Origin of the sequence: Roseococcus sp. SDR, assembly GCF_019083995.1 — a bacterium.
Lineage (GTDB): Bacteria > Pseudomonadota > Alphaproteobacteria > Acetobacterales > Acetobacteraceae > Roseococcus.
On sequence record NZ_JAHRCU010000006.1, the window covers coordinates 62,982 to 87,549 of the forward strand.

26 protein-coding genes are annotated in these 24,568 nt (G+C 70.9%); 13 read left to right on the forward strand and 13 right to left on the reverse strand.

The annotated features are described in order from the left end of the window. Positions 1 to 132 precede the first annotated feature (132 nt). A complete protein-coding gene (locus KTR66_RS08560; protein ID WP_249731963.1) occupies positions 133 to 738 on the reverse strand; it encodes a thiamine pyrophosphate-dependent enzyme in 606 nt (201 codons plus the stop codon). Between the two features lie 5 nt (positions 739 to 743). Next, positions 744 to 1,295: a phosphonopyruvate decarboxylase gene (locus tag KTR66_RS08565; protein ID WP_213612163.1), complete on the reverse strand. Its 552-nt coding sequence runs from the start codon at positions 1,293 to 1,295 to the stop codon at positions 744 to 746. Positions 1,296 to 1,390: 95 nt separating this feature from the next. Here KTR66_RS08565 and KTR66_RS08570 point away from each other — a divergent pair, with 95 nt between their 5' ends. The 5 genes from KTR66_RS08570 to KTR66_RS08590 are packed head-to-tail and all read left to right on the forward strand — an operon-like array spanning position 1,391 to position 5,795. Then, positions 1,391 to 2,752 (forward strand): ethanolamine ammonia-lyase subunit EutB, encoded by a 1,362-nt coding sequence (locus KTR66_RS08570; RefSeq protein ID WP_213612164.1) that lies wholly within the window; start codon positions 1,391 to 1,393, stop codon positions 2,750 to 2,752. Continuing rightward, positions 2,749 to 3,447, forward strand: coding sequence for an ethanolamine ammonia-lyase subunit EutC (eutC, locus tag KTR66_RS08575; RefSeq protein WP_213612165.1), 699 nt, complete (start codon positions 2,749 to 2,751; stop codon positions 3,445 to 3,447). Before KTR66_RS08570 ends, eutC begins: the two co-directional genes overlap by 4 nt. Before the next feature lie 32 nt (positions 3,448 to 3,479). After that, positions 3,480 to 4,415, forward strand: a complete 936-nt coding sequence (locus KTR66_RS08580) for a tripartite tricarboxylate transporter substrate binding protein (RefSeq protein WP_213612166.1) — start codon at positions 3,480 to 3,482, stop codon at positions 4,413 to 4,415. Next, positions 4,412 to 4,819, forward strand: coding sequence for an alternative ribosome rescue aminoacyl-tRNA hydrolase ArfB (gene arfB, locus KTR66_RS08585; RefSeq protein ID WP_213612167.1), 408 nt, complete (start codon positions 4,412 to 4,414; stop codon positions 4,817 to 4,819). Before KTR66_RS08580 ends, arfB begins: the two co-directional genes overlap by 4 nt. Before the next feature lie 46 nt (positions 4,820 to 4,865). Beyond that, positions 4,866 to 5,795 carry a 3-keto-5-aminohexanoate cleavage protein gene (locus KTR66_RS08590; protein WP_213612168.1) on the forward strand — a complete coding sequence of 310 codons (930 nt, stop codon included), beginning with the start codon at positions 4,866 to 4,868 and terminating at the stop codon, positions 5,793 to 5,795. Between the two features lie 129 nt (positions 5,796 to 5,924). Here KTR66_RS08590 and KTR66_RS08595 read toward each other — a convergent pair whose 3' ends face one another. Beyond that, positions 5,925 to 6,704, reverse strand: coding sequence for an enoyl-CoA hydratase (locus KTR66_RS08595; protein ID WP_213612169.1), 780 nt, complete (start codon positions 6,702 to 6,704; stop codon positions 5,925 to 5,927). A 93-nt stretch (positions 6,705 to 6,797) separates the two neighbouring features. On the opposite strand from KTR66_RS08595, the gene KTR66_RS08600 reads away from it, so the two are divergent. The 7 genes from KTR66_RS08600 to KTR66_RS08630 all read left to right on the forward strand — a co-directional run bounded on the left by KTR66_RS08600 (position 6,798) and on the right by KTR66_RS08630 (position 14,020). Next, the gene (locus tag KTR66_RS08600) at positions 6,798 to 7,970 is read left to right on the forward strand and encodes a CaiB/BaiF CoA-transferase family protein (RefSeq protein ID WP_213612170.1); all 1,173 of its coding nucleotides are present in this window, start codon (positions 6,798 to 6,800) and stop codon (positions 7,968 to 7,970) included. A 3-nt stretch (positions 7,971 to 7,973) separates the two neighbouring features. Continuing rightward, positions 7,974 to 9,149, forward strand: a complete 1,176-nt coding sequence (locus KTR66_RS08605) for an enolase C-terminal domain-like protein (RefSeq protein ID WP_371819060.1) — start codon at positions 7,974 to 7,976, stop codon at positions 9,147 to 9,149. Between the two features lie 124 nt (positions 9,150 to 9,273). Then, a complete protein-coding gene (locus tag KTR66_RS08610; protein ID WP_213612171.1) occupies positions 9,274 to 10,353 on the forward strand; it encodes a trypsin-like peptidase domain-containing protein in 1,080 nt (359 codons plus the stop codon). A 36-nt stretch (positions 10,354 to 10,389) separates the two neighbouring features. Further along, positions 10,390 to 11,070: a response regulator transcription factor gene (locus KTR66_RS08615; RefSeq protein ID WP_213612322.1), complete on the forward strand. Its 681-nt coding sequence runs from the start codon at positions 10,390 to 10,392 to the stop codon at positions 11,068 to 11,070. 23 nt (positions 11,071 to 11,093) lie between these two features. Next, positions 11,094 to 12,500 carry an ATP-binding protein gene (locus KTR66_RS08620; protein ID WP_213612172.1) on the forward strand — a complete coding sequence of 469 codons (1,407 nt, stop codon included), beginning with the start codon at positions 11,094 to 11,096 and terminating at the stop codon, positions 12,498 to 12,500. A 71-nt stretch (positions 12,501 to 12,571) separates the two neighbouring features. Beyond that, complete coding sequence (locus KTR66_RS08625; RefSeq protein ID WP_213612173.1) at positions 12,572 to 12,853, forward strand: hypothetical protein; 282 nt, start codon at positions 12,572 to 12,574, stop codon at positions 12,851 to 12,853. Between the two features lie 51 nt (positions 12,854 to 12,904). After that, a complete protein-coding gene (locus KTR66_RS08630) occupies positions 12,905 to 14,020 on the forward strand; it encodes a YbfB/YjiJ family MFS transporter (RefSeq protein ID WP_213612174.1) in 1,116 nt (371 codons plus the stop codon). Between the two features lie 21 nt (positions 14,021 to 14,041). Here the strand turns inward: KTR66_RS08630 and KTR66_RS08635 are convergent, their stop codons facing one another. The 7 genes from KTR66_RS08635 to KTR66_RS08665 form a co-directional block, all read right to left on the reverse strand. Then, on the reverse strand, positions 14,042 to 15,406 hold the full coding sequence (locus tag KTR66_RS08635; RefSeq protein ID WP_213612175.1) for an HlyD family type I secretion periplasmic adaptor subunit: 1,365 nt from the start codon (positions 15,404 to 15,406) through the stop codon (positions 14,042 to 14,044). Then, a complete protein-coding gene (locus KTR66_RS08640; protein WP_213612176.1) occupies positions 15,406 to 17,148 on the reverse strand; it encodes a type I secretion system permease/ATPase in 1,743 nt (580 codons plus the stop codon). Before KTR66_RS08640 ends, KTR66_RS08635 begins: the two co-directional genes overlap by 1 nt. 324 nt (positions 17,149 to 17,472) lie before the next feature. Next, on the reverse strand, positions 17,473 to 17,853 hold the full coding sequence (locus KTR66_RS08645) for a hypothetical protein (RefSeq protein ID WP_213612177.1): 381 nt from the start codon (positions 17,851 to 17,853) through the stop codon (positions 17,473 to 17,475). A gap of 129 nt (positions 17,854 to 17,982) precedes the next feature. Continuing rightward, the gene (gene mnmA / locus KTR66_RS08650; protein ID WP_213612178.1) at positions 17,983 to 19,047 is read right to left on the reverse strand and encodes a tRNA 2-thiouridine(34) synthase MnmA; all 1,065 of its coding nucleotides are present in this window, start codon (positions 19,045 to 19,047) and stop codon (positions 17,983 to 17,985) included. Beyond that, positions 19,044 to 19,769: a TenA family protein gene (locus tag KTR66_RS08655; RefSeq protein ID WP_213612179.1), complete on the reverse strand. Its 726-nt coding sequence runs from the start codon at positions 19,767 to 19,769 to the stop codon at positions 19,044 to 19,046. The genes mnmA and KTR66_RS08655 overlap by 4 nt, the downstream gene beginning before the upstream one ends. Continuing rightward, positions 19,759 to 20,085 (reverse strand): ferredoxin family 2Fe-2S iron-sulfur cluster binding protein, encoded by a 327-nt coding sequence (locus tag KTR66_RS08660; protein ID WP_213612180.1) that lies wholly within the window; start codon positions 20,083 to 20,085, stop codon positions 19,759 to 19,761. Before KTR66_RS08660 ends, KTR66_RS08655 begins: the two co-directional genes overlap by 11 nt. Before the next feature lie 9 nt (positions 20,086 to 20,094). Beyond that, a complete protein-coding gene (locus KTR66_RS08665) occupies positions 20,095 to 21,285 on the reverse strand; it encodes a cysteine desulfurase family protein (protein WP_213612181.1) in 1,191 nt (396 codons plus the stop codon). A 100-nt stretch (positions 21,286 to 21,385) separates the two neighbouring features. Here KTR66_RS08665 and KTR66_RS08670 point away from each other — a divergent pair, with 100 nt between their 5' ends. Next, positions 21,386 to 21,904: a cytochrome b gene (locus tag KTR66_RS08670; RefSeq protein ID WP_213612182.1), complete on the forward strand. Its 519-nt coding sequence runs from the start codon at positions 21,386 to 21,388 to the stop codon at positions 21,902 to 21,904. Positions 21,905 to 22,048: 144 nt separating this feature from the next. Here KTR66_RS08670 and dut read toward each other — a convergent pair whose 3' ends face one another. The 3 genes from dut to KTR66_RS25260 are packed head-to-tail and all read right to left on the reverse strand — an operon-like array spanning position 22,049 to position 24,564. Then, the gene (gene dut, locus KTR66_RS08675) at positions 22,049 to 22,486 is read right to left on the reverse strand and encodes a dUTP diphosphatase (protein ID WP_213612183.1); all 438 of its coding nucleotides are present in this window, start codon (positions 22,484 to 22,486) and stop codon (positions 22,049 to 22,051) included. Beyond that, the gene (coaBC, locus tag KTR66_RS08680; RefSeq protein ID WP_213612323.1) at positions 22,483 to 23,664 is read right to left on the reverse strand and encodes a bifunctional phosphopantothenoylcysteine decarboxylase/phosphopantothenate--cysteine ligase CoaBC; all 1,182 of its coding nucleotides are present in this window, start codon (positions 23,662 to 23,664) and stop codon (positions 22,483 to 22,485) included. The genes dut and coaBC overlap by 4 nt, the downstream gene beginning before the upstream one ends. Positions 23,665 to 23,709: 45 nt before the next feature. Further along, a complete protein-coding gene (locus KTR66_RS25260) occupies positions 23,710 to 24,564 on the reverse strand; it encodes a DMT family transporter (protein ID WP_371819072.1) in 855 nt (284 codons plus the stop codon). Positions 24,565 to 24,568 lie beyond the last annotated feature (4 nt).

The window sequence follows — 24,568 nt, forward strand, 5'->3', positions numbered from 1 at the left end:
TGTTTTCCTTTCTCGAAGGGGCTCCGCCCCTTCACCCCGGCAGGAAACTCAGTTTCCTGCACCTTCGATCAAATAGGGGTGCAGGGAACCTGTTCCCTGCTGGGGAGCGCGAGGGGCAAAGCCCCTCGCCACTCAAGCGAGATGCGCCGCCGGCCCCATCAGATGCTCGCGCATCCGCGCCTGCAGGATCGCGCCCTCGCGCGGCGGCAGCACCAGCGGCTTGCTGGCCGGGTCGATCTTCACCACCGCGAAGAAGGGCCCCTCGCCCTTGTGGATCGCGGCCTTCAGCGCCGCCACCTGACCCGGCTCCGTCACCAGCATGGTGCGCCTGATGCCGGCGCCCTCGGCCATCTTCACGAGATCCGTGCCGTGCCGCGTCGCCGTCTCCTGCATGCCGGTCTCGCCGTAATGCTCATTGTCCTGCACGACGATGGCGAGGTTCTTCGGCGCCTGGTGCGCCACGGTGGCGAGGCTGCCCACGCCCATCAGCATCTCGCCATCGCCGGTCAGCACCAGCACCTGCCGCTCCGGCTGCGCGATGGCGAGGCCGAGGCCGATCATGGCCGCACCCCCCATGCCGCCCCAGAGCGGGAAATTCTGCGGCCCGTCGCCCACCGCCGTGATGTCCCAGGCGGGGGCACCCAGCCCCGCCACCACCAGCATGCCGCCGCGATCCTCCAGCAGCACGCGCGCCAGATCCCGGCGATCAATCTTCCCGGAAGCGCCCACACCCACCATGGCGATCAATCCTTCCCGAAGGTCTTGGCGCCGAGCAGGCGCTGGCCGAGCAGCGTCGCAGTCGGCCGGAACGTGTTGAAGGCGAGCTTGAGCGTGGCTTCCACGGTGGAAGCCACGTCTTCCGCCGCGTCGGCGCGATGGACGATGGTGCCCATCGCCTCCAGCACCGCCTGGGTCGCCTGGCCCATCGGGATCTGCGCCGGATTGAACTCGCCATAATCGCCGCGCATCGTGATGATCATCGGCATCGGCGTGCGATGAATGCCCGAGAGCGAGAGCATGTTGATGCAATTGCCCACGCCCGAGGACTGCATGAGCAGGATGGAGCGGTCGCCGCCCAGCCAGGCGCCCTGCATGAGGGCGATGCCCTCCTCCTCCGTCGTCAGCGTCACCACGCGCAGCGTGTTGTCGGCGAGGCAGCGCTTGATGAGGCGCGAATGCCCCGCATCGGGGACGAGTGCGACCTGACGAACATTGTACTGCTTCAACAGGTCATAGATGCGATCCGGCCAATCGGCCGCCGCATCCGGCGCGCTTTCCACTTGGTGCTGAGCCATGAACATCCTCCGTTGCGGGAAGTTTCCGCCGCGATCCCGCGTCTGACAAGAGATGCACCCTTGATTTCCGCGCATCCCCCGTGATGGAAAGGCGCATGCCCTTCCGCCACGCCATCGCCGGCACCACCCACGTCTTCGCGGATCTCAGGACGCTGCTGGCCCGCGCCACCCCCTTCCGCTCGGGCGATGCCCTGGCCGGCGTCGCCGCCACCAGCGCGGCCGAGCGCGTGGCTGCCCAACGGGCCCTCGCCGACCTGCCGCTCAAGCACTTCCTGAACGAGACGGTCATCCCCTACGAGGCGGATGACGTGACGCGCCTGATCCAGGACAGCCACGACGCCGCCGCCTTCGCGCCCGTCTCGCACCTCACCGTCGGCGGCTTCCGCGACTGGCTGCTGGCCGCCGAGCCCGAGGCTCTGGCCCCGCTGCGCCGCGGCCTGACGCCCGAGATGGTGGCCGCCGTCTCCAAGATCATGCGCATCAGCGACCTGATCGCGGTGGCGCAGAAATGCCGCGTGGTGACGCGCTTCCGCAACACGATCGGGCTTCCAGGGACGCTGTCCATCCGCCTGCAGCCCAACCACCCGACGGATGATTTGCGCGGCGTGGCCGCCAGCACGCTGGATGGGCTGCTGATGGGCGCGGGCGATGCCGTGATCGGCGTGAATCCGGCCACCGACAATATCGAGCAGGTGCTGGGCCTGCTCACCATGCTGGACGAGGTCCGCACGCGCTTCGACATCCCGACGCAAAGCTGCGTCCTGTGCCACGTCACCACCGCGCTGCTGGCGATGGAGCGCGGCGCGCCGGTGGACCTGGTGTTCCAGTCCATCGGCGGCACCCAGGGCGTGAATGAAAGCTTCGGCGTGACGCAAGCCTTGCTGCGCGAGGCGGAGGATGCGGCGCTGTCGCTGAAGCGCGGCACGCTCGGCGAGGACGTGATGTATTTCGAAACCGGCCAAGGCAGCGCGCTGAGTGCCGAGGCGCATCACGGCGTGGACCAGCAAACCATCGAGGCGCGGGCCTATGGCGTGGCGCGCGCCTTCGCGCCGCTTTTGGTGAATTCCGTGGTCGGCTTCATCGGCCCGGAATATCTCTTCGACGGCAAGCAGATCATCCGCGCCGGGCTCGAGGACCATTTCTGCGGCAAGCTGCTCGGCCTGCCGATGGGGGTGGACATTTGCTACACCAACCACGCCGAAGCCGACCAGGACGACATGGACACGCTGCTCACCAGCCTGGGCGTGGCGGGCGTCACCTACATCATGGGCGTGCCGGGTGCCGATGATGTGATGCTGGCCTATCAATCCACCTCCTTCCATGACGGGCTCTATGCCCGCGCGGCCCTCGGCAAGACGCCCGCGCCCGAATTCGCCGCCTGGCTGGAGCGCATGGGCATCGGCCCTGGCGAGGCGATTCCGGCCAGCATGGCGCCCGCGCTGATCGGCCTGACATGAGCATCACCAAGTGGTCCGATCTCCGCCGCTTCACCCAGGCCCGCGTCGGCCTCGGCCGCTCCGGCAATGCGGTGCCGACCGGCGCGCATCTCGACTTCCAGGAGGCGCACGCGGCGGCGCGCGACGCCGTCTGGTCCGCGCTCGACGTCGAGGCGCTGCGCGCCGAACTCGGCCCCGTGCCCGTGCTGCACAGCGAGGCCGCGGACCGCAAGACCTACCTGCTGCGCCCCGATCTCGGCCGCCGCCTCCGCGCCACCGACCGGGATTCGCTGCCCAGGACCGGCGGCACGGTGATCGTGGTGGCGGACGGCCTCTGTGCTTCCGGCGTGCAGCGCCAGGCCGCGGCCATGGTGCGCGCGCTCAACGCGGGCTGGCCCGTGGTGATCGTGGAACAGGCCCGCGTGGCCATCGGCGACGATATCGGCGAGGCGATGGGCGCGGAGGCCGTGGTGGTGCTGATCGGCGAGCGGCCGGGGCTTTCCGCGCAGGACAGCATGGGCATCTACCTCACCTGGCAGCCCCGCCGCGGCCGCACTGATGCCGAGCGGAATTGCATCAGCAATGTCCGCCCCGAGGGCATCAGCCTGCAGGACGCGGCGGCCAAGGTGCATTGGCTGCTGCGCGGCGCCCGCGCGCTGGGCGCCACCGGCGTCGCACTGAAGGACGACATGACGAGCGCGCCGCTTCTGCGCTAGCCTCTCCGCAAAGAACCATACGGGAGGCACGAATGCGCTGGATCACCCTCATGCTGGCGGCCTTGCTGGCGCTGCCGGCCACCGCGCAAGACTACCCGAACCGCGCCATCCAGCTCATCATCCCCTTCCCGCCCGGCGGCAACACGGACCTCATGGCTCGCGCCCTCCAGGCCGAGCTTTCCAAGGCGCTGGGCCAGCAGGTGGTGGCCGTCAATCGCGGCGGCGCGGCCGGCGCCATCGGCAATGCGGAGCTCGCCCGCGCACGGCCGGATGGCTACACCATCGGCATCTCGCCCAACAACGCCATCACCACGCAGCCCTTCCTGCAGAGCGTGACCTATACGCCCGAGAGCTTCCGCTATCTCTGCCTGGTCTATGACAACCCGCAGGTGCTCATCCTCGGCCGGAACGCGCCCTTCCGCGACTTCGCCGGCATGATCGCCCATGCGCGCACGGGGCGGGAGGCGCTGGTCTTCGGCTCGCCCGGCGTGGGCAGCACGCAGCACATCCTGATCGCGCAACTGCTGCGCGCCGCTGGCGTGGATGGCCTCAACGTGCCCTTCACCGGCGCCGGCCCCATGTCTCAGGCGGCACTCGCCGGCCAGATCATGGCCTTTGTCGAGGCCGCCTCCATCCCCGCCTCCACCGGCCTTCCCGTGCTGGCCGTCCTCGGCAGCCAGCGCATGGCCGCGCTCCCCGACGTGCCCAGCACCGGCGAGCTCGGCTACCCCATGGCCGGCACCACCTATGGCGGGCTGCTCGCGCCGCGCGACCTGCCCGACGCCATTGCCGAGACCATCGAGCGCGCCTGCCGCACCGCCGTCACCAGCGAGGGCTTCCGCACCATCGCCGAACGCCTGAACGCCGTGCCCAGCTTCCAGACAGGCGCCGAATTCCGCGCCCGCTTCCTCGCCGAAGCCCAGGTGAACCGCGCCCTCCTCGCCGATCTCGGCATCCAACGGCAATGAGCGGCGACCCGCTCGACCCCGCGCTGCTGGAGGAGGATTTCCTCCGCGCCTCGGGCCCGGGCGGGCAGAACGTCAACAAGCTGGAGACGGCCGTGCAGCTCCGCTGGCGCGCCGCGGAAGCGGGCCTGGATGAGCGCGTCTTCGCCCGGCTGAAAGCGCTGGCCGGGCGGCGCATGACGAAGGAGGGCGTGGTCATCATCGCGGCCCAGGCCCACCGCACGCGCGAACGCAACCGCGAGGACGCGCTGGCCCGCATGCGCGAACTCCTGGCCGAGGCCGCCAAGCCGCCACCGCCCAAGCGCCGCAAGACCAAGCCCACGCGCGGCTCGCAGATCCGCCGCATGGACAGCAAGACCAAGCGCGGCGCCACCAAGAAACTGCGCTCCGGCCCTATTTCCGATTAGGGCCGCTTCGCCCAAACTCGACCGACATCCAAAGGGGAAACGCATCATGGCCAAGCCGCGCCGCGTCATCATCACCTGCGCCGTCACGGGCGCCATCCACACGCCCAGCATGTCGCCGCATCTGCCGATCACCGCGGCCGAGATCGCGGAGGCCGCCATCGGCGCGGCCGAGGCCGGGGCCGCCATCGTCCACCTGCACGCCCGCAACCCCGAGGATGGTCGCCCCGACCAGTCGCCCGAGGCCTTCGCGCCCTTCCTCGGCATCATCAAGCAGGCGAGCAATTGCGTGGTGAACATCACCACCGGCGGCGCGCCGACCATGACCATCGAGGAGCGCGTGCGCCCCGCCGCCCTGCACAAGCCGGAAGTGGCCTCGCTCAACCTGGGTTCGATGAATTTCGGCCTCTTCGGCATGCTCAACCGCTTCAAGAGCTTCAAGCATGACTGGGAGCCCGCCTATCTGGCGAACAAGGACATCATCTTCCGCAATTCCTTCCAGGACATCGAGTACATCCTGACCACCTGCGCCGGGAACAACACGCGCTTCGAGTTCGAGTGCTACGACACCTCGCACCTCTACAACCTGAAGTATTTCTTCGATCAGGGCCTCGTGCGCGCGCCGCTCTTCATCCAGACGGTGTTCGGCCTGCAGGGCGGCATCGGCGCGCATCCGGACGACGTGATGCACATGAAGCGCACGGCGGATCGCCTCTTCGGCGACAACTACCAGTGGTCGGTGCTGGGCGCGGGTGCCAACCAGCTCAAGATCGCGGCCATGGCGGCGGCGATGGGCGGCAATGTCCGCGTGGGGTTGGAGGACAGCCTCTGGGCCGGGCCGGGGCGGCTCGCCACCAGCAATGCCGAGCAGGTGCGCCTGGTGCGCCAGATCATCGAGGGCCTGGGCCTGGAAATCGCGAGCCCGGACGAGGCGCGCGAGATGCTCCAGCTCAAGGGCGGCGACCAGGTCGCCTTCTGACCATCAAGGGGGCGCTCGGAGCGCCCCCCCAGCGGCCCGCAGGGCCGAGCGGCCAAATGGCCGCCGCGGCTTATGCCGCGAAGCCAAGGGCCGCGGACGCGGCCCGCCCGGCGTCTGAGGGCGGCAAAATCACTTGCCGGCCCATTGGGCCGGCCGCTTCGCCAGAAAGCTCGACACGCCCTCCGCGAAATCGGCGCTGGTGAAGCACATCTCCACCAGGTCATCGCCATGGATCTCGCGCAGCGGCGCGCGCAGGCGGCGCATCGCCTCCTTCGTCGCGCGCATGGTCAGCGGCGCGTGGCGCGTCAGCGTCTCGGCCAGCTCCGCCGCGCGCGCCTGCAGCGCCGCGTGGTCCGGCAGGATTTCGCTGAGCAGGCCCACCGCCTTCATCTCCTGCGCGTCCAGCAGCCGCGCGGTGTAGACCAGGTCCATCACCCGCGTCGGCCCCATCATCGTCGCCAGCCGCGCGTAATTCGCCATGGAGAGGCAGTTCCCCAGCGTCTTCGCGATGGGGAAGCCGAAGCGCGCATTGGCCGCGCCGATGCGCAGGTCACAGACCGAGGCGATGCCCGCGCCCCCGCCCGTGCAGGCGCCCGCGATGGCCGCGATGGTCGGCTTCACGCAGGTCTCGAGCGCGGTCATGATCCGGTCGATCTTTTCCTCATAGGCCAGCGCATCCGCGGCCGTGCGGAAATTGGTGAACTGGCTGATGTCGGTGCCCGCCGCGAAGGCTTTCTCGCCGGCGCCAGTGATGACGATGACCTTCACGCTGTCATCCGTGTTCGCCTCGGTGGCGAGCTTCGCCAGCCCCTCATACATCGGGAAGGTCAGCGCATTGCGCGCCTGCGGGCGGTTGAGCGTGACGAAGACGATGCCGTCCCGGCGCTCGATCAGAAGTTCATCGGACATGGCGGTTCCCCCCCTCAAGTTCCTGTCCCGGGGAGGGTTGCAGCGAAACCGCTCCGGTGGAAGATGCCCTCCAAAATTCGGAGACCTCCCGCCATGATGCCGCTCAGCCGCTTCACCGTCCTCGACCTCACCCGCGTGCGCTCCGGCCCCACCTGCGTGCGGCAGCTGGCCGATTGGGGGGCGAACGTCATCAAGATCGAGGCGACGGACGAGGTGGACACCAGCAAGGGCATGGGCGGCGAGCGCCATGGCCCCGATTTCCAGCTGGTCCATCGCAACAAGCGCGGCATGACGCTGAACCTGAAATCCGCCGAGGGCCGCGCCACCTTCCACCGCATGGTCGAGAAGGCGGATGTGGTGGTGGAAAACTATCGCCCCGACGTGAAGAACCGCCTCGGCCTCGACTACGAGACGCTGTCGAAGATCAACCCGCGCATCGTGCTGGGCTCCATCTCCGGCTTCGGTCAGACAGGCCCCTATGCCAAGCGCCCCGGCTTCGACCAGATCGCCCAGGGCATGGGCGGGCTGATGTCCGTCACCGGCCTGCCCGGCCAGGGCCCGGTGCGCGTCGGCATCCCGGTGGCGGACCTCACCTCCGGCCTTTATTGCGCGCTCGGCATCATGGTCGCGCTGCTGGAGCGCGAGGTGACGGGCAAGGGCCGCTGGGTCCATGTCAGCCTGCTGGAAGCCATGATCGGCATGATGGATTTCCAGGCCACCCGCTGGACCATGAAGGGCGAGGTGCCGAAGCAGGCCGGCAATGACCACCCCACCACCACCCCGACCGGCCTGTTCACCACCACGGATGGCGTGGTGAATCTCGCCGGCGGCGGCCAGAACATGTGGGAGCGCATCGTCGCCGTCCTCGGCATCGAGGAGCAGGCGAAGGACCCGGACGTGGCGAATGACAAGCTGCGCACCAAGAACCGCGCCAAGACCAACGCCATGCTCCAGGCCGTGATCGGCACCAACACCAGCGAATACTGGGTGACGCGCTTCAACGAGGCCGGCGTGCCCTGCGGCCCCGTCTATTCGATGGACCAGGTCTTCGCCGACCGCCAGGTGCAGCATCTCGGCATGGAGATGGCCGTCGAGCATCCGGTCCTCGGCACCATCAACACGGTGCGCGCGCCCATGCAGATCGAGGGCGTGCAATGCGCCCGCCGCCCGACGCCGGAGCAGGGCCAGCACACGGATGAGGTGCTGGCGGAATTCGGCTTCTCCGCCGAGGAGATCGCGACGCTGCGCGCGCAGAAGGCGATCTGACCCGTGAAGATCACCTCCATCCGCCAGGGCGTGGTGCCCATCATGAGCGCCATCGCCAATGCCTATATCGACTTCTCGAAGATGACGGCGAGCGTCGTCGCCGTCACCGTCGAATCCGGCGATGGCCGCAAGGCCACCGGCTATGGCTTCAACAGCAATGGCCGCTACGCCCAGCCCGGCCTGCTGACCGAGCGCTTCATCCCCCGCCTGGAAGAGGCCGGCGAACTCCCCGCCCATGAGGATGGCGGCTTCGACCCCACGCCGGCCTGGACGGCGATGATGAAGAACGAGAAGCCGGGCGGCCATGGCGACCGCTCGGTGGCCGTCGGCGTGCTCGACATGGCGCTCTGGGATGCGGCGGCCAAGCTCGCGGGCCTGCCGCTGTGGAAGCTGCTCTCCAACCGCTTCAATGGCGGCCGGCATGACGCCACCGCCTGGGTCTATGCGGCGGGCGGCTACTACCATCCCGGCAAGGATGTGGATGGCCTGGTCGAGGAGATGAAGCGCTACCTGGGCCAGGGCTATTCGGTCGTGAAGATGAAGATCGGCGGCTCGCCCGGCATGCCGCTGCGCGAGGCCCTGCTGCTCGATCTCAGCCGCATCGAGGCGGTGCTGAAGCTGCTGGATGGCGACGGCTCGCGCCTCTGCGTGGATGTGAATGGCCGCTTCGGGCTGCATGCGGCGCTGAGCTACGGCGCCGCCATCCAGAATTTCGGCCTGCGCTGGTATGAGGAGCCGCTGGACCCGCTGGATTACGCCACCCACGCGACGCTGGCCGAGCATTACCAGCCGCCGCTCGCCACCGGCGAGAACCTGTTCAGCATGCTGGATGCGCGCAACCTGATCCGCCATGGCGGCCTGCGCCCGGACCGCGACATCCTGCAATTCGACCCGGCCCTCTCCTACGGCCTGGTCGAATATCTCCGCACGCTGACCATGCTGCGCGAACACGGCTGGTCCCCCCGCCGCTGCGTGCCGCATGGCGGCCACCAATTCGCGCTGAATATCGCGACCGGCCTCGGCCTCGGCGGCAATGAAAGCTACCCGGAGGTCTTCGCGCCCTTCGGCGGCTTCGCCAGCGGCGTGCCGGTGGTGGACAGCCGGGTCGCCATGCCGGACGTGCCGGGGATCGGCTTCGAGGTGAAGAACGACCTCTGGGCCGTGCTGAAGGACCTCTGAGGCCCCGAAAGGCCGGGGGCATGCTTGCATCCGGCGCCGCTCTGGCCAGATGATGCGGCATGTCATCTTGCCGCCCGCCCCGATTCGCAGGCGGCCTCTGGCCAAGGAACCGCCGGACCCGCCGATGCCGCCGCTGTCCACCCCCTTCCTGAGCCGCCGCCGGGCCGTGCTGGGCGCGCTGCTGCTGCCGCCCGCGCTCGCGGGCTGCGGCAGCGGGCCGGCCGTGGCGCAACGCGGCCTCCTGCCCGATTTCGCCGACCTCGCCGAGCGCGTGCTGCCCGCCGTGGTCAATATCGCCGTCAGCGGCGAGCAGACCGTGACCGCGCCGCCCGAATTCCGCGGCACGCCCTTCGAGCGCTATTTCCGCGGCCGGCGCGAGCGCGTGCAGGGTGCGGGCTCGGGCTTCGTGATTGACCCTTCCGGCCTCGTCGTCACCAACAACCACGTGGTCGGCCAGGCGCAGCGCGTCACGGTCGGCGTGCAGGGCGGGCAGGAGCTGAACGCCCGCGTCATCGGCGGCGACGAGCTGACCGACCTCGCCCTGCTGCGTGTCGAGAGCCGCACGCCGCTGGTGGCCGTGGCCTTCGGCAGCAGCGCCTCCCTGCGCATCGGCCAATGGGTGCTGGCCGCCGGCAATCCCTTCGGCCTTGGCGGCAGCGTCACCTCGGGCATCGTCTCCGCCCGCGGCCGCGACATCGGCGCCGGCCCCTTCGACGACTTCATCCAGACCGACGCCGCCATCAACCCCGGCAATTCCGGCGGCCCGCTCTTCAACATGGCGGGCGAGGTGATCGGCATCAACACGGCCATCTACTCGCCCTCCGGCGCCAGCGCCGGCATCGGCTTCGCCACGCCGTCGGACCTCGCGCGCCCGGTGATCGAGACGCTGCGCCGCGAAGGCCGCGTCGAGCGCGGCTGGCTCGGCGTCTCCGTGCAGGACCTGGTCGCGGAAGACCCGCGCGCCAGCCGCCGCGCCGTGCTGATCGCGGGCGTGGAACGCACCGGCCCCGCCGGCCGCGGCGGGCTGCGCGTGGGCGATGTGGTGCTGGCCATCAATGGCGAGCGCACCGAAACCTCGCGGGGGCTGATCCGCAGCGTCGCCGCCGTGCCGCCCGGGCAGAATGTCCGCTTGACGGTGCTGCGCGATGGCCGCACGCAGGACGTCACATTGCAGGTGGGGCGCCGGCCCCCCGGTCCGGGGTGAGGAAGCCCGGGCCAGAACGAAGGACAAGAACAGATGATGCGCATCCTTCTGGTGGAAGACGATGTCGAGGTCGCCCGTTTCGTGAAGAAGGGCCTCCAGGAGGCCGGCCACACCGTCGAGCACGCGGCGAACGGGCGGGATGGCCTGTTCCTCGCCGCCTCGGAATCCTTCGACATGCTGGTGCTGGACCGCATGCTCCCTGGCGGGGTGGACGGCGTCCGCCTTGTCGAAACCCTGCGCCAGCAGGGCAACCGCACGCCGGTGCTCTTCCTCTCCGCCCTCTCGGGCGTGGATGAGCGGGTGAAGGGCCTCAAGGCCGGTGGCGACGACTACCTGGTCAAGCCCTTCGCCTTCGCCGAGCTGCTGGCCCGCGTCGAGGCGCTGGGCCGCCGCCCCTCCTCCGAGGCGCCGGTCACCAAGCTGCGCGTGGCCGATCTCGAACTCGACCTGCTGAGCCGCACCGTGATGCGCGGCAGCCGCAAGATCGACGTCCAGCCGCGCGAATTCCGCCTGCTGGAGCACCTGATGCGCCATGCCGGCCAGGTGGTGACGCGCACCATGCTGCTCGAGAAGGTCTGGGACTACCATTTCGACCCGCAGACCAACGTGATCGACGTGCATGTCAGCCGCCTGCGCCAGAAGCTCGACAAGGGCTTCGACAAGCCGCTGATCCACACGGTGCGCAACGCCGGCTACATGATCCGGGCCGAGGCCTGAGCGTCCCGGCCAGGGACCGTCCAATGCCGCGCACGGCACAAGCACCGCGCCTGCTGCAATCGGCCGGCTTCCGCTTCGCGCTGCTCTTCGTCGGCATCTTCTCCGTCGCCGCCGCCTTCCTGGTGGCGGTGCTCTGGTGGGCGACCGCCGGCGCGCTGGACCGGCAGACCATCGCCGCCATCCGCACCGATGCCTCCGCCCTGGTGGAACGCTACCGCGACGCCGGCGCCCAGGGCCTGATCGAGGCGATCGAGGAGCGCCTCGCCCTCGATGCCGAGGCCGAGACCATCTACCTGCTGGTGAACGCCCAGGGTGTGAAGCTCGCCGGCAACCTGACCAGCTGGCCCACCGCCATCGGCGAGGAAGGCGTCTGGTTCCGCACCCGCATCCTGCATGATGGCGCGACGGCCGAGGCGCGCGTGCACCGCCGCGACCTGCCGGGGCTGCGCCTGCTGGTGGGCCGTGACGAGAGCGAGCGCGTGCAGCTCCGCCTGCTGCTGACCGAGGGCGTCGCCTGGTCGCTCGGCGCCGTGCTGCTCTTTGCCGTCATGGGCGCGGCGGTGATCCGCCGCGCGCTGCAGAACCGCATGCGCCCCGCCGTCGCCACCGCGCAGGGCATCGCGGCGGGGGATTTCTCCCAGCGCGTGCCGATCTCCCCGCAAGGCGATGAGTTCGACCGGCTGGGCGCGACGATGAACGCGATGCTGGACCGCATCGCGGCGCTGATGGCCGGCATGCGCGGCGTGGCGGATGCCATCGCGCATGACCTGCGCACCCCCATCGCCCGCGCCCGTGGCAAGCTGGAAGGAAGCCTCGCCACCGCCGCGACGGAGGAGGAGCTGCGCGCGGCGGTGGAGGAAGGCATCGCCGACCTCGACAACATCACCCGCATCTTCCAGGCCCTGCTGCGCATCGCCGAGGCCGAGGCCGGCGCCCGCCGCGCCGCCTTCGCGCCGCTCGACCTGCCCGAGGTGCTGCGCGACGCGGCCGAGTTCTACGAGGCGATGGCCGAGGCGCGCGAGCAGACGCTCGAGACCGAGATGCCCGATCACCTGCCCCTGCTCGGCGACCGCGACCTGCTGCTGCAGGCGGTCGCGAACCTGCTGGACAATGCCATCAAGTTCACGCCCCAGGGCGGTGTCGTGCGCCTCACCGCCCGGCAGGATGAGCAGGGCATCGAGATCGCGGTGAGTGATTCCGGCCCCGGCCTCTCGCCCGAGGACCGGGCGCGCGCGATGGACCGCTTCTTCCGCGCCGATGCCTCCCGCAACCTGCCCGGCTCCGGCCTCGGCCTCGCGCTGGTGCGGGCGGTGGCGCAATTGCATGCGGGCGAGGTGATGCTGGGCGATGCCATGCCCGGCGCCAGCCCGCCCGGCCTCAAGGTGGCGCTGCTTCTGCCCGGGGCCGGGCTGGAGGCCGCGGCCGAGTGATGCGCAGGTCATGACCAAGGCTTCACGGCCGGCCCATCGCCCTGAGACGCAGCCCAGCGCATCTATGGCCCATGCGCCGCCTCGCCGCCCTGGCCGTGATCCTGCCGCTGTTCAGCTCCGCGCCCGGCCCCGCCCGGGCCGATGAGGGGCCGTCGCGCACCACCACCGACAATGCCGAATATTGCGAGGCGCTGGCCGCCCGCCTCGCCGCCAGCCCCACGCCCGTCAGCGCCGCCCCGCGCGAACTGGCCGAGGAGGGCCAGCGCCTCTGCGCCTCCGGCCATGTGCGGACCGGCATCGCCAAGCTGCGCCGCGCGCTGCGCGCCACGCGGGCCGAGGCGCGCACCGAATAGGAGATGCGGCCCCGCGGCGATCTCGCCGAGCCGCTGGCGAGGGGCCGCAGGGTGAACCGGGGCTTCCTGCCCCTCGCGCTGGCCGGCGCCGCGGCCACCTGCGTCGGCATCGGGCTGGCGCGCTTCGCCTTCGTGCCGCTTTTTCCCGCTCTGGTGAAGGCCGGCTGGGTGACGGGGGCGGAGGCCGGGCTGCTCGGCGCGGCGGCGCTGGCGGGCTATGTCGGCGGCGCCATGGGCGCGCAGGCGCTGGGCCGGCGCATCGGCACGCGCCCGGCGCTCGCCCTCGGCATGGCGGGAGCGCTTGTCTCCCTGCTGGCCTCGGCCCTGCCCGGTGGGCTGGCCTGGCTGCTGCCCTGGCGGCTGCTCGCGGGCCTCGCCGGCGGGGTGCTGATGTCGCTGGCCGGCCCCGCCATCCAGCGCGCCGTCCCGCCCGAGCGGCGGGGTGCCGCCTCAGGCATCGTCGTCAGCGGGGTGGGCGGCGGCATCGCGCTGGGGGCGGCGCTGCTGCCGCCCTTGCTGGCCTGGGGGCCGAGTGCCGGCTGGCTCGGCCTGGCCGCCCTCACCGCGCTGCTCTGGGCCTTCGCGCAGCCGCGCTTCCCGGCCGATCCGGGCGGGCAGGCGGCGCCAGGACCGGTGCCGCGCGTGCCGGGGCTCATGCTCGCCTATGCGCTCTCCGGCGCGGGGATGGTGCCGCACATGGTCTATCTGGCGGATCTCGCGGCGCGCGGCTTCGGCCTCGGCGTCTTCGCGGGCAGCGGGATGTGGCTGGTCTTCGGGCTCGGCGCGCTCTGCGGCACGCTGCTCGGCGGCCGCCTGGCCGACCGGCTGGGCGGCGCGCGGGCGGCGCGGCTCTGGCTCGCTGTGCAGGTGGCCGCGCTGGCCCTGGCGCTGCTCCCCTGGTGGCCCGTGCTGATCCTCGCCGCCGCGCTGGGCGGCTTCGCAGGCGTCGGCGTTTCGGCCGTGACACTGGCCTGGGCGCGGGAGGCGGCGGGCAGCGCGGCCGGCGGCCTCTGGGTCAAGGCCACCATCGCCTATGCCCTGGCCCAGGCGGGCGCCGCCTTCGCCCTGGCGGCGGTCTTCGGCTGGAGCGGTGAGAGCCACGCCCTGGTCTTCGCCCTCGGCCTGCTGCTGTCCGGGCTGGCCATCCTGGCGGCCCGGCGGCCCTGAACCGCGCCCCCGGGGGCGGCGTTACGGCTCCTGGAAGGCGCGGTGGAAGCTGTCCACCACGGGCTGCGTGATGTAGCGCCAGAAGGTCCGGCTGCCGAGCTGGATATGCGCCTCCACCGGCATGCCGGGCGTGAGGAACACGGCCGGCAGCCGCGCCAGCTGCTCGGCATCGATGCGGATATGCGCGCGGTAATGGCTGGCGCGCGTCTGCGGATCGATGGTGATGTCGGGTGCCACGAAGCTCACCTCGCCATGCAGGAAGGGCACGAGGCGCTGCTTGAAGGCCGGCAGACGGATCTCCGCCGGCAGCCCGGTGAAGACCACGTCGATGTCCATGGGCTGCACCTGCACCTCGGCGATCAGCCGGTCCCGCACGGGGACCAGCTCCATCGCCGGGTCGCCGGGGCGGAGCACGGCGCCCAGGTTGAAGACGCGGAGATTCACGATGGTGCCGTCCTCGGGGGCGACGATGTCGCGCCGCGTCGAGATGTCGGCCGCGGCGCGCAGCCGCTCCTCCACCTCGGCGAGGCGGCCCACCACCTCGCGCATCTCGGTGCCGACCTCCTGCAGGCGCTGGTCCACCGTCTGGCGCGTCTGGCTCTCGGCCTCCTCCACCGCGGCATTGGCGCGGCGGATCTGGCCGGTCAGGTCGGCGATCAGACCCTCGGTCGCGGCGAGCTGACGCTGCAGCGCGAGCAGTTCGGGCAGGCGGGCCAGGCCCTGCTGCACCAGGCCCCGGCGCATCGCCTCCTCCTGCACCAGCAGCGTGAGCTGGCGGCGCGCCGCCTCGATCTGCCCCTCGGCCGAGGCGATGGTGCCCCGCGCCTGGTCGCGCCGGTTCGTCAGCACGCTGAGCTGGCTCGACAGGCTCGCCTGCCGCGCCTGGAACAGGGCGCGCTGGCCCGCCACCGCCTCGGCCGCGCGCGGATCGCGCGAGGCGAGCAGCGCCGGCGGGAAATTGATGTTCTCCGCGCGCTCCAGCTCGGCCGTCAGCCGCGCCTGCTGCGCCATGAGCGCATCCCGCTGCGCGACGAGCCCGGCCACGGCCGAGCCCGACTGCACGTCATCGAGGCGCATCAGCACCTGGCCCTCGCGCACCTGGTCGCCATCGCGCACCATGATCTCGCGCACCATGCCGCCTTCGAGGTGCTGCAAGGTGCGGCGCGTTCCCTCCACCTTGATCATGCCCGGCGCGATCGCCGCCTCGGAGAGGGGGGCGAAGACGGCCCAGGCCATGAAGCCGCCGAAGAAGCCGAACATCACCAGCAGGCCGAAGAGCATGACGCCCCGCGTGCGCGGCGCCTCGGCCTCGATCACCGGCGGCGGCCGCTCGGGCAGGACGGCGGGGCGCGGCGCGGGGACGCTGCGGTCGGTCGTGTCCAGCATCAGGTGGCACCCCCGGCGGCGGAGGCGAGCTGCACCGGGCGCGGCGGGCCGGCGAGGCGCTTCAGCACCTCGGCACGCGGCCCGAAGAGCTCCGCCGCGCCATCCTTCATCACCAGCACCTTGTCCACCTCCTGCACCAAGGCGGGCCGGTGCGAGACGAGGACGACGGTGACGCCGCGGGCCTTCAGCTGCTGCAGGGCGCGGCCCAGCGCGGCCTCGCTGTCGCCATCGAGGTTGCTGTTGGGCTCATCCAGCACGACGAGGCGCGGCCCGCCGAACAGCGCGCGCGCAAGGCCCACGAGCTGCCGCTGCCCGCCCGAGAGATGCTGGCCAGCCTCACCGATCTCGGTCTCATAGCCGCCCGGCAGGCGCAGGATCATCTCGTGGCAGCCGGCGAGCTTCGCGGCCTCGAACACCGCCTCGGGCTCGGCCTCGGAAAGGCGGGCGATATTGTCGAAGACCGTGCCCTCGAACAGCTCCACATCCTGCGGCAGGTAGCCGAGGTAGCGGCCGAAATCCTCGCGCTGCCAGAGGAAGACATCGGCGCCGTCCAGCCGCACCGCGCCCGCGGTCGGCGGCAGCGTGCCGATCAGCATGCGCACCAGTGTGGTCTTGCCCGCCGCCGAGGGGCCGATGATGGCGAGGCTCTCGCCCGCCGCCAGCCCGAAGGTCACGCCCTTGATCATCGAGACGGCCTGGCCGGGGAAATTGTAGCTGACGCGCTCCACCGCGAGGTTGCCGCGCGGCGCGGGCAGCGGCATGCCGGCCGGGCGCAGGCGGGGCATGGTGAGGAAGAGCTTGAGGCGCCGCAGCGCCGCGCGCGCCTGCACCAGCTGCTTCCAGGAGCCGACCACCTGCTCGACCGGCGCCAGCGCGCGGCCCATCACGATGGAGGCGGCGATGGAAGCGCCCGAGGTCAGCTCCTGCTGCAGCACCAGCCAGGCGCCGAGGCCCAGAACGGCGAGCTGCACGGCCAGGCGGAAAAACTTGATGAGCGCCAGGATGATGGCCGCGCGATCCGCCGCCGTTTCCTGCGGCGCCTGGGCATTGGCCAGCACGCCGCGCCAGCGCCGCAGCACGGCGGGCATCATGCCCATGCTGTCGATCACCTCGGCGTTGCGCGCGATGGCCTCGGCCCGGCGATGGCCCTGCATCGCGGCGACGCCGGCCGTCTGCAGCGCCTTGGCCGTGATCGCCTCATTCGTCAGCGTGAGGATGAAGAGGATGATGGCGCCACCCAGCGCCAGCCAGCCCAGCATCGGGTGCAGCAGGAAAACGAGGCCGATATAGACCGGCACCCAGGGCAGGTCGAAGAGCGCCAGCATGCCGGGCGAGCCCAGGAAGGCCCGGCAGACGCCGAGGTCGCGCAGCGCCTCCATGCGGTAATTGCCGCCACGCAGCTGGCCTTCCACCGCGCGCATGAAGCCCTCGGGCGCCACGCGGTGCTCCACCCAGGCGGCCACGCGCTGCATGATGACGCTGCGCACCGCCTCCAGCATGGCGAGGATCATCAGCGCGAAGATCGCGACCAGCGTCAGGTAGAGCAGCGTGTCGGTGTTGCGCGTGGCCAGCACGCGGTCAAACACCTGCATCATGTAGATCGAGACGGTGAGCTGGAGCAGGTTCACCACGCCCGAGAAGGCGGCGACCAGCCAGAACTGCTTGCGGCAGACGGCGAGCGCCTTGCCGAGGGGCGTCTCGGCCAGCGGCACCGCGCCGCGGGCGGCCTGGGTGCCGCTCATGCCGACAGGCCCGGCATCTTGGCCTTCGGTTCCAGACGAGACATCACTTCCGCACCTTCTTCCACCAGCCGTGGAACCGAAAGCCCTTGGGCCATGACAATTCAGCGACCTGCAACGCCGCCCGCCCTCGAGGGTCCGCCGGCCGCGCCGCCCGGCCCCACGGGAACACGCCAGAGCTCCCGGAGGGCGCGATCACGCCCCGCCATCGCGCGGGGAATGTCCCTTGGGACAGCCTTGAGGTGATGCAGAACACGTCATGAATTAAGCTATTTACAGGCCGCTTGTCCAGGAAATCCCCCTGAACTCCCGGCATGGGACGCCGTGTCAGAACATCAGCCACTCAGGTGGCGGCAGGCGGGCGGGCATGGGTGCCAGCCACCCCTCCCGCTCGGGATCGGGCATCGGCGGCGCGGCCGGCAGATCCTCGAGGGGGGGCGGCGCGATCACATCCAGCAGGGGGAGAAAGCCGCTTTCGACCGGCTGCAGGCTGACGAGCACCGCCGCGAGCTCAGCCCCATGGCGTGCGCTGTCCCGCGGCTCGCTCGTCCAGGACCAGGCGCCGAAGGGGGCACCGAGGGGTTCGCGAGGGGGCTCCATGGGGGGCTCCAGCGCGAAGCCCAGCTGCAACGAGAGATCCGCACCGGGCATCAGCGGGCCGGCCCCGATCCAGGGCACACGGCCGGCGGCCATATTGGCCAGGTTCATGCCGGAAATCCTTTCCTGACACACCGCGAAGCCGGCCAGGAACACCCTGCGCCAGCACGAGGGGACGGACCCCCGCACAGCCAGGATGCGATGGTGCTGGTTGCGAAACCGTGAACGGAAGAGCGGCGATCAGCCGCGGATGAAGCCGCCCGCCAGCACGCGCGCGCCGTCATACAGCACCGCCGCCTGGCCGGGTGCGGCGATGGCCGGCTCATCGGGCATCAGGGTCAGCGTTCCGCCATCCCATGCGGCGCGCATCGCCGCCGGCTGCTCGCGCCCGCGCAGCTTCGCCTCGCAGCGGAATTCGCCCTCGGGCGGCGCGATCAGCCAGTTCACCTCGCCCACGGAAATCCGCGCGCGGGCCAGCGCGGGCCGGTGCGCCACCACCACCCGGCGGCGCGGCGCATCGAGTTGCGCCACATAGAGCGCCTCCTCATCCTCGCGCCGCGAAAGCCCAAGCCCCCGCCCCTGCCCCACCGTGTAGCGCGCGAGGCCGCGATGCTGGCCCAGCACGCGGCCTTCCGTGTCCACGATCTCGCCCGGCTCCAGCGCCTCGGGGCGGAATTTCTGCACCACATCGGCATAGCTGCCGGTCGGCACGAAGCAGATGTCCTGGCTGTCCGGCTTCTCGGCCACCGCGACGCCGAGCCGCGCCGCATGTGCCCGCACCTCCGCCTTGCTGGCGAAGCCGCCGAGCGGAAACAGCGTGCGTTCCAACTGCGCGCGGGTGGTGTGGGCGAGGAAGTAGCTCTGGTCCCGCACCGGATCCACCGCCTGGTGCAGTTCGGCGCCCTCCGGCCCATCCAGCCGCCGCGCGTAATGGCCCGTCGCCAGCATCTCGCAGCCGAGATCGGCGGCGAGTTCCGTGAGGTCGTGGAACTTCACCGTCTGGTTGCAGCGGATGCAGGGGATGGGCGTCTCGCCGCGCGCGTAGCTGTCGGCGAAATCCTGGATCACCGCGTCGCGGAAGCGCTGCTCGCGGTCCAGCACGTAATGCGGGATGCCAAGGTGCTCGGCCACATTGCGCGCGTCATGAATGTCCTGCCCCGCGCAGCAGGCGCCCTTCTTCTGCACGGCGGCGCCATGGTCATAGAGCTGCAGCGTGGCGCCGACGACCTCGTGCCCCTGTTCGTGCAGCAAGGCCGCGACGACCGAGGAGTCCACGCCGCCCGACATGGCGACGAGGATTTTCATGGGGCCTTGGGAAGCCCTGCGGCATCCAGCCCCTGCTGCCAGAATCCCTGCTCCAGCCGCGCCGCCATCGAGAAGTCGCGCAGCAGGGTCGCGAAGCGCGCCTCGCCGCCATGGCTTTCGCCCAGCGCGTCAATCCGCCGCGCCGCCGCCTCGGCCATGCTCTGGTAGCCCGCACCCGCATAGCTCTCGATCCAGGACTGGTAGGGGTTGCCCGCGGCCATCCGCTGCGGATCGGCCATGATGCGCCGCGCCACCTCGGCATAGCCCACGGTGCAGGGCACCAGCGCGATCTCGAGGTCCAGGATGTCGCCCGCAAGCCCACGGTCCAGCACCCAGCGGGTGTAGGACACGGTCTCCAGCGTCTCCGGAATCTGCGTGACCTGCGCCTCGGAGAGGCCCCATTCGGCGCAATATTTCAGGTGCAGCAGCGTCTCATCCAGGATGGCGAGCACGGCCGCCGCCTTGTCGCGCATGGCGGCAAGGCTCTCGCCCTTCACCACCGCCAGCGCCTTGGCGCGCGCGAAATGGATGAGGAAGAGGTAGTCCTGGATCAGGTAATGCTGGAACGCCTTCAGCGGCAGCGTGCCGGCCGAGAGCTGCCGCACGAAGGGATGCCAGGTGTAGCCCGTCCAATCCGCGCCCGCGGCGTCGCGCAGCCGGCGGAACAACCCGCCCTCCGCGCCGAAGGCCAGGGGATCGGCCGTGGTCAGGTCAGCCGGCATTGCGGCTGCCGGCGGGCAGCTTGACCACCAGCCCGTCCAGCGCCTCGGTCATGATGAGCTGGCAGCCGAGGCGCGAGGTCTCCTGCAGGTCGAAGGCGAGGTCGAGCATGTCTTCCTCATCCTCGGTCGGCTCCGCCAGCTTGCCGAACCATTCCGCATCCACGATCACATGGCAGGTGGAGCAGGCGAGGCTGCCCTCGCAGGCGCCCTCGATGTCCACGCCATGGCGATGCGCGATCTCCAGCACGGAGAGGCCGAGCGCCGCTTCCACTTCGCGGCGCGTGCCGTCGCGCTCGATGAAGGTCATCTTCGGCATGGTTCGATACTACTCCGCGGCGTCCGGGGTTGAAGAACGAATGAGCGTTGAGGACAGGCGCTGCCAGGCGGCGCCGATCAGGGCGGCCGCCCGGTCCATCTCGGCGGGCGAGGTAAAACGCCCCAGCCCAATCCGCAAGGTGGCCCGAGCCTCGGAATCAGGAATTCCCATCGCCCCCAGCACATAGGAGGGGGTGATCTCGGCCGAGGAGCAGGCGGAACCGGTTGAAAGGCATACATCCGGCAAGGCCGCCAGCAGCGCCTGGGCCTCCACCCCCGGGAAGGTCAGGTTGAGATTGCCGGCGACCCGGCTCTCCATCGTGCCGTTGATGCGCAGCCCCGGAATGGCGGCCATCAGCCCATCCAGCAGGCGTTGGCGCTGGCCGGTGATGCGGCCGGAGTCCAGCATGCCCTCGGCGGCCGCGATCCGCGCCGCCTCCCCCAGGCCGACCAGCAGCGGCGCCGGCAGCGTGCCGCTGCGCAAGCCTCGCTCCTGCCCGCCACCGCTGAAGAGGGGCGCGAGACGCACGCGCGGCCGGCGGCGGACATAGAGCGCGCCCACCCCTTTCGGCCCATACATCTTATGGCCGGAGAGCGAGAGCAGGTCGGCCCGGATCTCCTCCACGTCGAGGGGGATGCGCCCGGCAGCCTGGGCGGCATCGGTGTGGAAGAGCGCGCCGGCCTCCTTCACCACGGCGCCGATGGCGGCCAGGTCCTGCACCACCCCCGTCTCATTGTTCACCGCCATGACGGAGACGAGCAGCGTGGGCGTCTCCAGCGCCGCCCGCAGCACGTCGAGATCGAGCAGCCCATCCGGCCGCACCGGCAGGATCACAGGCTCGAAGCCCTCGGGCGCCAGGTCGCGCACGGATTCGAGGACGCATTTATGCTCGGTGGCGAGGGTGATGATGCGGCGCGGGCCGTCCGTCCCCGCAAACCGGGCCGCGCCCTTGATGGCGATGTTGTTGGCTTCGGTGGCACCCGAGGTGAAGACGATCTCCCGCGCATCGGCGCCGATCAGCTCCGCCACATGCCCGCGCGCTTCCTCCACTGCCTCCTCCGCCGCGCGGCCGAGCGCGTGCTCGACGGAATGCGGGTTGGCGAAATTCTCCTCCCACCAGGGGCGCATGGCGGCCAGCACCCGCGGATCGAGCGGCGTGGTGGCGTGGTGGTCGAGATAGATGGGGCGGTTCGGGCGCATGATGCCCGAGAAGTGGCCCGCCGCGCCCGCTTCGGCAAGCCATCCGCCTTGCGGCCGATCAAGGCATGAGGGCCGCAGCCGTGGCATGAGGTGAGGCACCATGCCCAAGACCCGCCACGACCCGCTGACCCTTGGCCTGCATTGGCTGATCGCCCTGCTGATCCTGGGCGCCTATGCGACGAGCGAACTCGCCCAGGGGCGCGGGGGCCCGGGCACCAATCTGCACGGCTCGCTCGGCCTCGCCGTCTTCGGGCTGAGCCTGATCCGCATCCTCTGGCGTGGCTTCGCGCCGCACCCCACGCCGGTGCCGATGGGCGCCTGGATGGCGCGGGCCGCGCGCCTCGCCCATGTGGCGCTCTATGCGACGATGCTGCTGGCCCCGCTGCTGGGCCTCGCCGCCCTCTGGGCGCGGGGGACGGAGATGTCCTTCCTCGGCCTCGTCGCCCTGCCCTCGCCCATGACGCCGGATCGCGCCTTCTCCCGCACGCTGAAGGGCCTGCATGAACTGGCCTCCAACGCGCTGGTCCTCCTCGCGCTGCTGCACGCGGCGGCGGCGATCTTTCACCAATATGTGCTGCGGGACGGGCTGCTGGAGCGGATGATCCCGCGGCGGCGTTAGGCTTCGCTGAGGGGCCGATTCACGCCTTTGGCGATCGGACCCTAGAGTATTTTCAAGCCAGGCAGCTTTGCTTGGCGACTCGGAAAATGCGTGAAAACAATGTGCTGGAGCCGTTTCACCGTCTTTGCTTGCGGTGAAATGGCTCTAGCCGCGACCGGTGCTGCCGAAGCCGCCCGTGCCGCGCTGCGTCTCGGGCAGCACCACCACCTCTTCCCAGGTGGCGCGGGTCACCGGCGCGAAGACCGCCTGGGCGATGCGATCGCCCCGCGCGATGGAAAAGGGCTCGGCGCCCGTGTTCAGCAGGATCACGCCCACCTCGCCGCGATAATCGCTGTCCACCGTGCCGGGCGCGTTCAGCACCGTCACGCCATGCTTCAGCGCGAGGCCCGAGCGCGGCCGCACCTGCATCTCGAAGCCATCCGGGATGGCGACGGCCAACCCCGTCGGCACCAAAGCACGCCCGCCGGGCGGGATCACCATCTCGCGCGCCGCCAGCAAATCCATCCCGGCCGCGCCCTCGGTGGCATAGGCCGGCAGCGGCAGCCCCTCGGCATGCGGCAGGCGTTGCACCAGCACCTTCATGCGACATGCTCCGCGATACGGGCGGCGAGCCGCGCCGCGACCTCTTCCTTGGGCATTCTCGGCCAATCCTCCACACCGCTCCCGGTGACGAGATGCACGGCATTCTCCGCACCGCCCATCACGTCGCCCGAAACGTCATTCGCGACGATCCAGTCGCAGCCCTTCCGCGCGAGCTTGTCTCGCGCGTGCTCGACGACCTTCTCGGTCTCGGCCGCGAAACCCACCACGAGGGCGGGCCGCGACGCATGGCGCGAGATCGTGGCCAGGATGTCCGGGTTCAGCGCCATGTCGAGCGTAGGCGCCTCGGCCCCCGGCTGCTTCTTCAGCTTCTGCCCGGCCTCCCGCGCCACGCGCCAATCGGCGACGGCGGCGGCGAAGATGGCGATATCCGCCGGCAGCGCGGCCTCGCAGGCGGCCAGCATCTCCCGCGCCGTCTCCACGCGCCGGACGGTGACACCCGGCGGATCAGGCAGGGCCACCGGGCCGCTGACCAGCGTGACGCGCGCGCCGAGTGCCGCCAGCGCCGCCGCGATGGCATGCCCCTGCTTCCCGCTGCTGCGATTGGCGATGTAGCGCACCGGATCGATCGGCTCATGCGTCGGCCCGCTCGTCACCAGCGCATGCCGCCCCGAGAGCGGGCCGGAGGCGAGCAGGGTGCGGATGGCATAGGCGATGGCCTCGGGCTCGGAGAGGCGGCCGGGGCCGGATTCCGGCTCGGCCATCGGGCCATCCTCGGGGCCGATGAAATGCACGTCCCGCGCGGCCAGTGTCGCGATGTTCGCCCGCGTCGCGGGGTGCGCCCACATGGCCGGGTTCATGGCCGGCGCCACCAGCACCGGCGCGCGGGTGGCGAGCAGGATGCAGCCGGCCAGATCCTCCGCCAGGCCATGCGCCATCTGCGCCAGCCGGTTGGCGGAAGCGGGCGCGACGACCACCGCATCCGCCCAGCGCGCCAGCCGGATATGGCCGATCTCGGCCTCGGCGGCCCAGAGGTCGTCCTGCACCGCCTCGCCCGTGATCGCGGCCAGCGATTCCTTCGTCACGAAGCGGGCGCCACCCGCCGTCAGCACCGCGCGCACCGTGGCGCCCTCGGCCCGCAGCAGGCGCACCAGCATGAGCGCCTTGAAGGCGGCGACGCTGCCCGAGACGATCAGAAGGATTTTTCGGCCTTGGAGCATGGCGTGGAGGTTAAGCCGGGCGCGGCCGGAAGTCACCGCGCCCGATCATCGGGCCCTGAACATGAGCAGGAGCCCGGTGAGCGTGATCGTCCCGCCCAGCAGGTCGCCCCAGGCCAGGCGCTCCCCCATGAAGGCCCAGCCCAGCATGGCCGCGACCGGCGGCGCCATGAGCTGCAGCGCCGCCGCATTGGCCGCCCCGAAACGCCCGATCACCACGAAGAACAGCCCATAGCCCAGGATGCCGACCACCAGGCAGGAATAGATCATGCCGAGGATGAGTGTGGCGCTGGCGGTCTCCGGCGGCGGGCCGCCCAGCAGGCCGGCCAGCGCCACCAGCACCAGCCCCGCCACCGCCGTCTGGCCGAGATTGGCGGCCCAGGGGTCCACGCGCCCCCGCGCCGGCGCATAGGCCAGCACGCCCAGCGCCTGGGAGAAGGCGCCCAGCAGCGCGAGGCCAAGCCCCCAGGCCTCCGCCGCCGCCAGCCCATCTGCCGAGCGCAGCAGCCCGAGCGTGGCGACGCCCAGCCAGCCCAGGCCCAGCCCCGCCCAGCCCAGGCGGTTCAGCGCGCGGCCGCGCCAGGCCTCACCCAGCGCCACGAACAGCGGGGTGCAGGCGGAAAGCAGGGCCACCAGCCCCGAGGGCACATGCGCCGAGGCGACCCAGGCGCAGGCGAGGTAGCCGCCCATGCCGAAGGCGCCCATCAGCGCGAGCCGCCAGCGATCCTCGCCCGCCGGGAAGGGCGCACGCCGCCAGCGCCAGATCAGCCACAGCAGCGGGACCACCGCCACGAAGCGGATGGCCAAGGCCCAGAGCGGCGGCCATTCCAGCGCCACGAGCCGCGCCGCATTGAAGGCGGAGCCCCACATGAGCACGTAGAGCGTGGCGAGAAGGAGGTTGATGCGC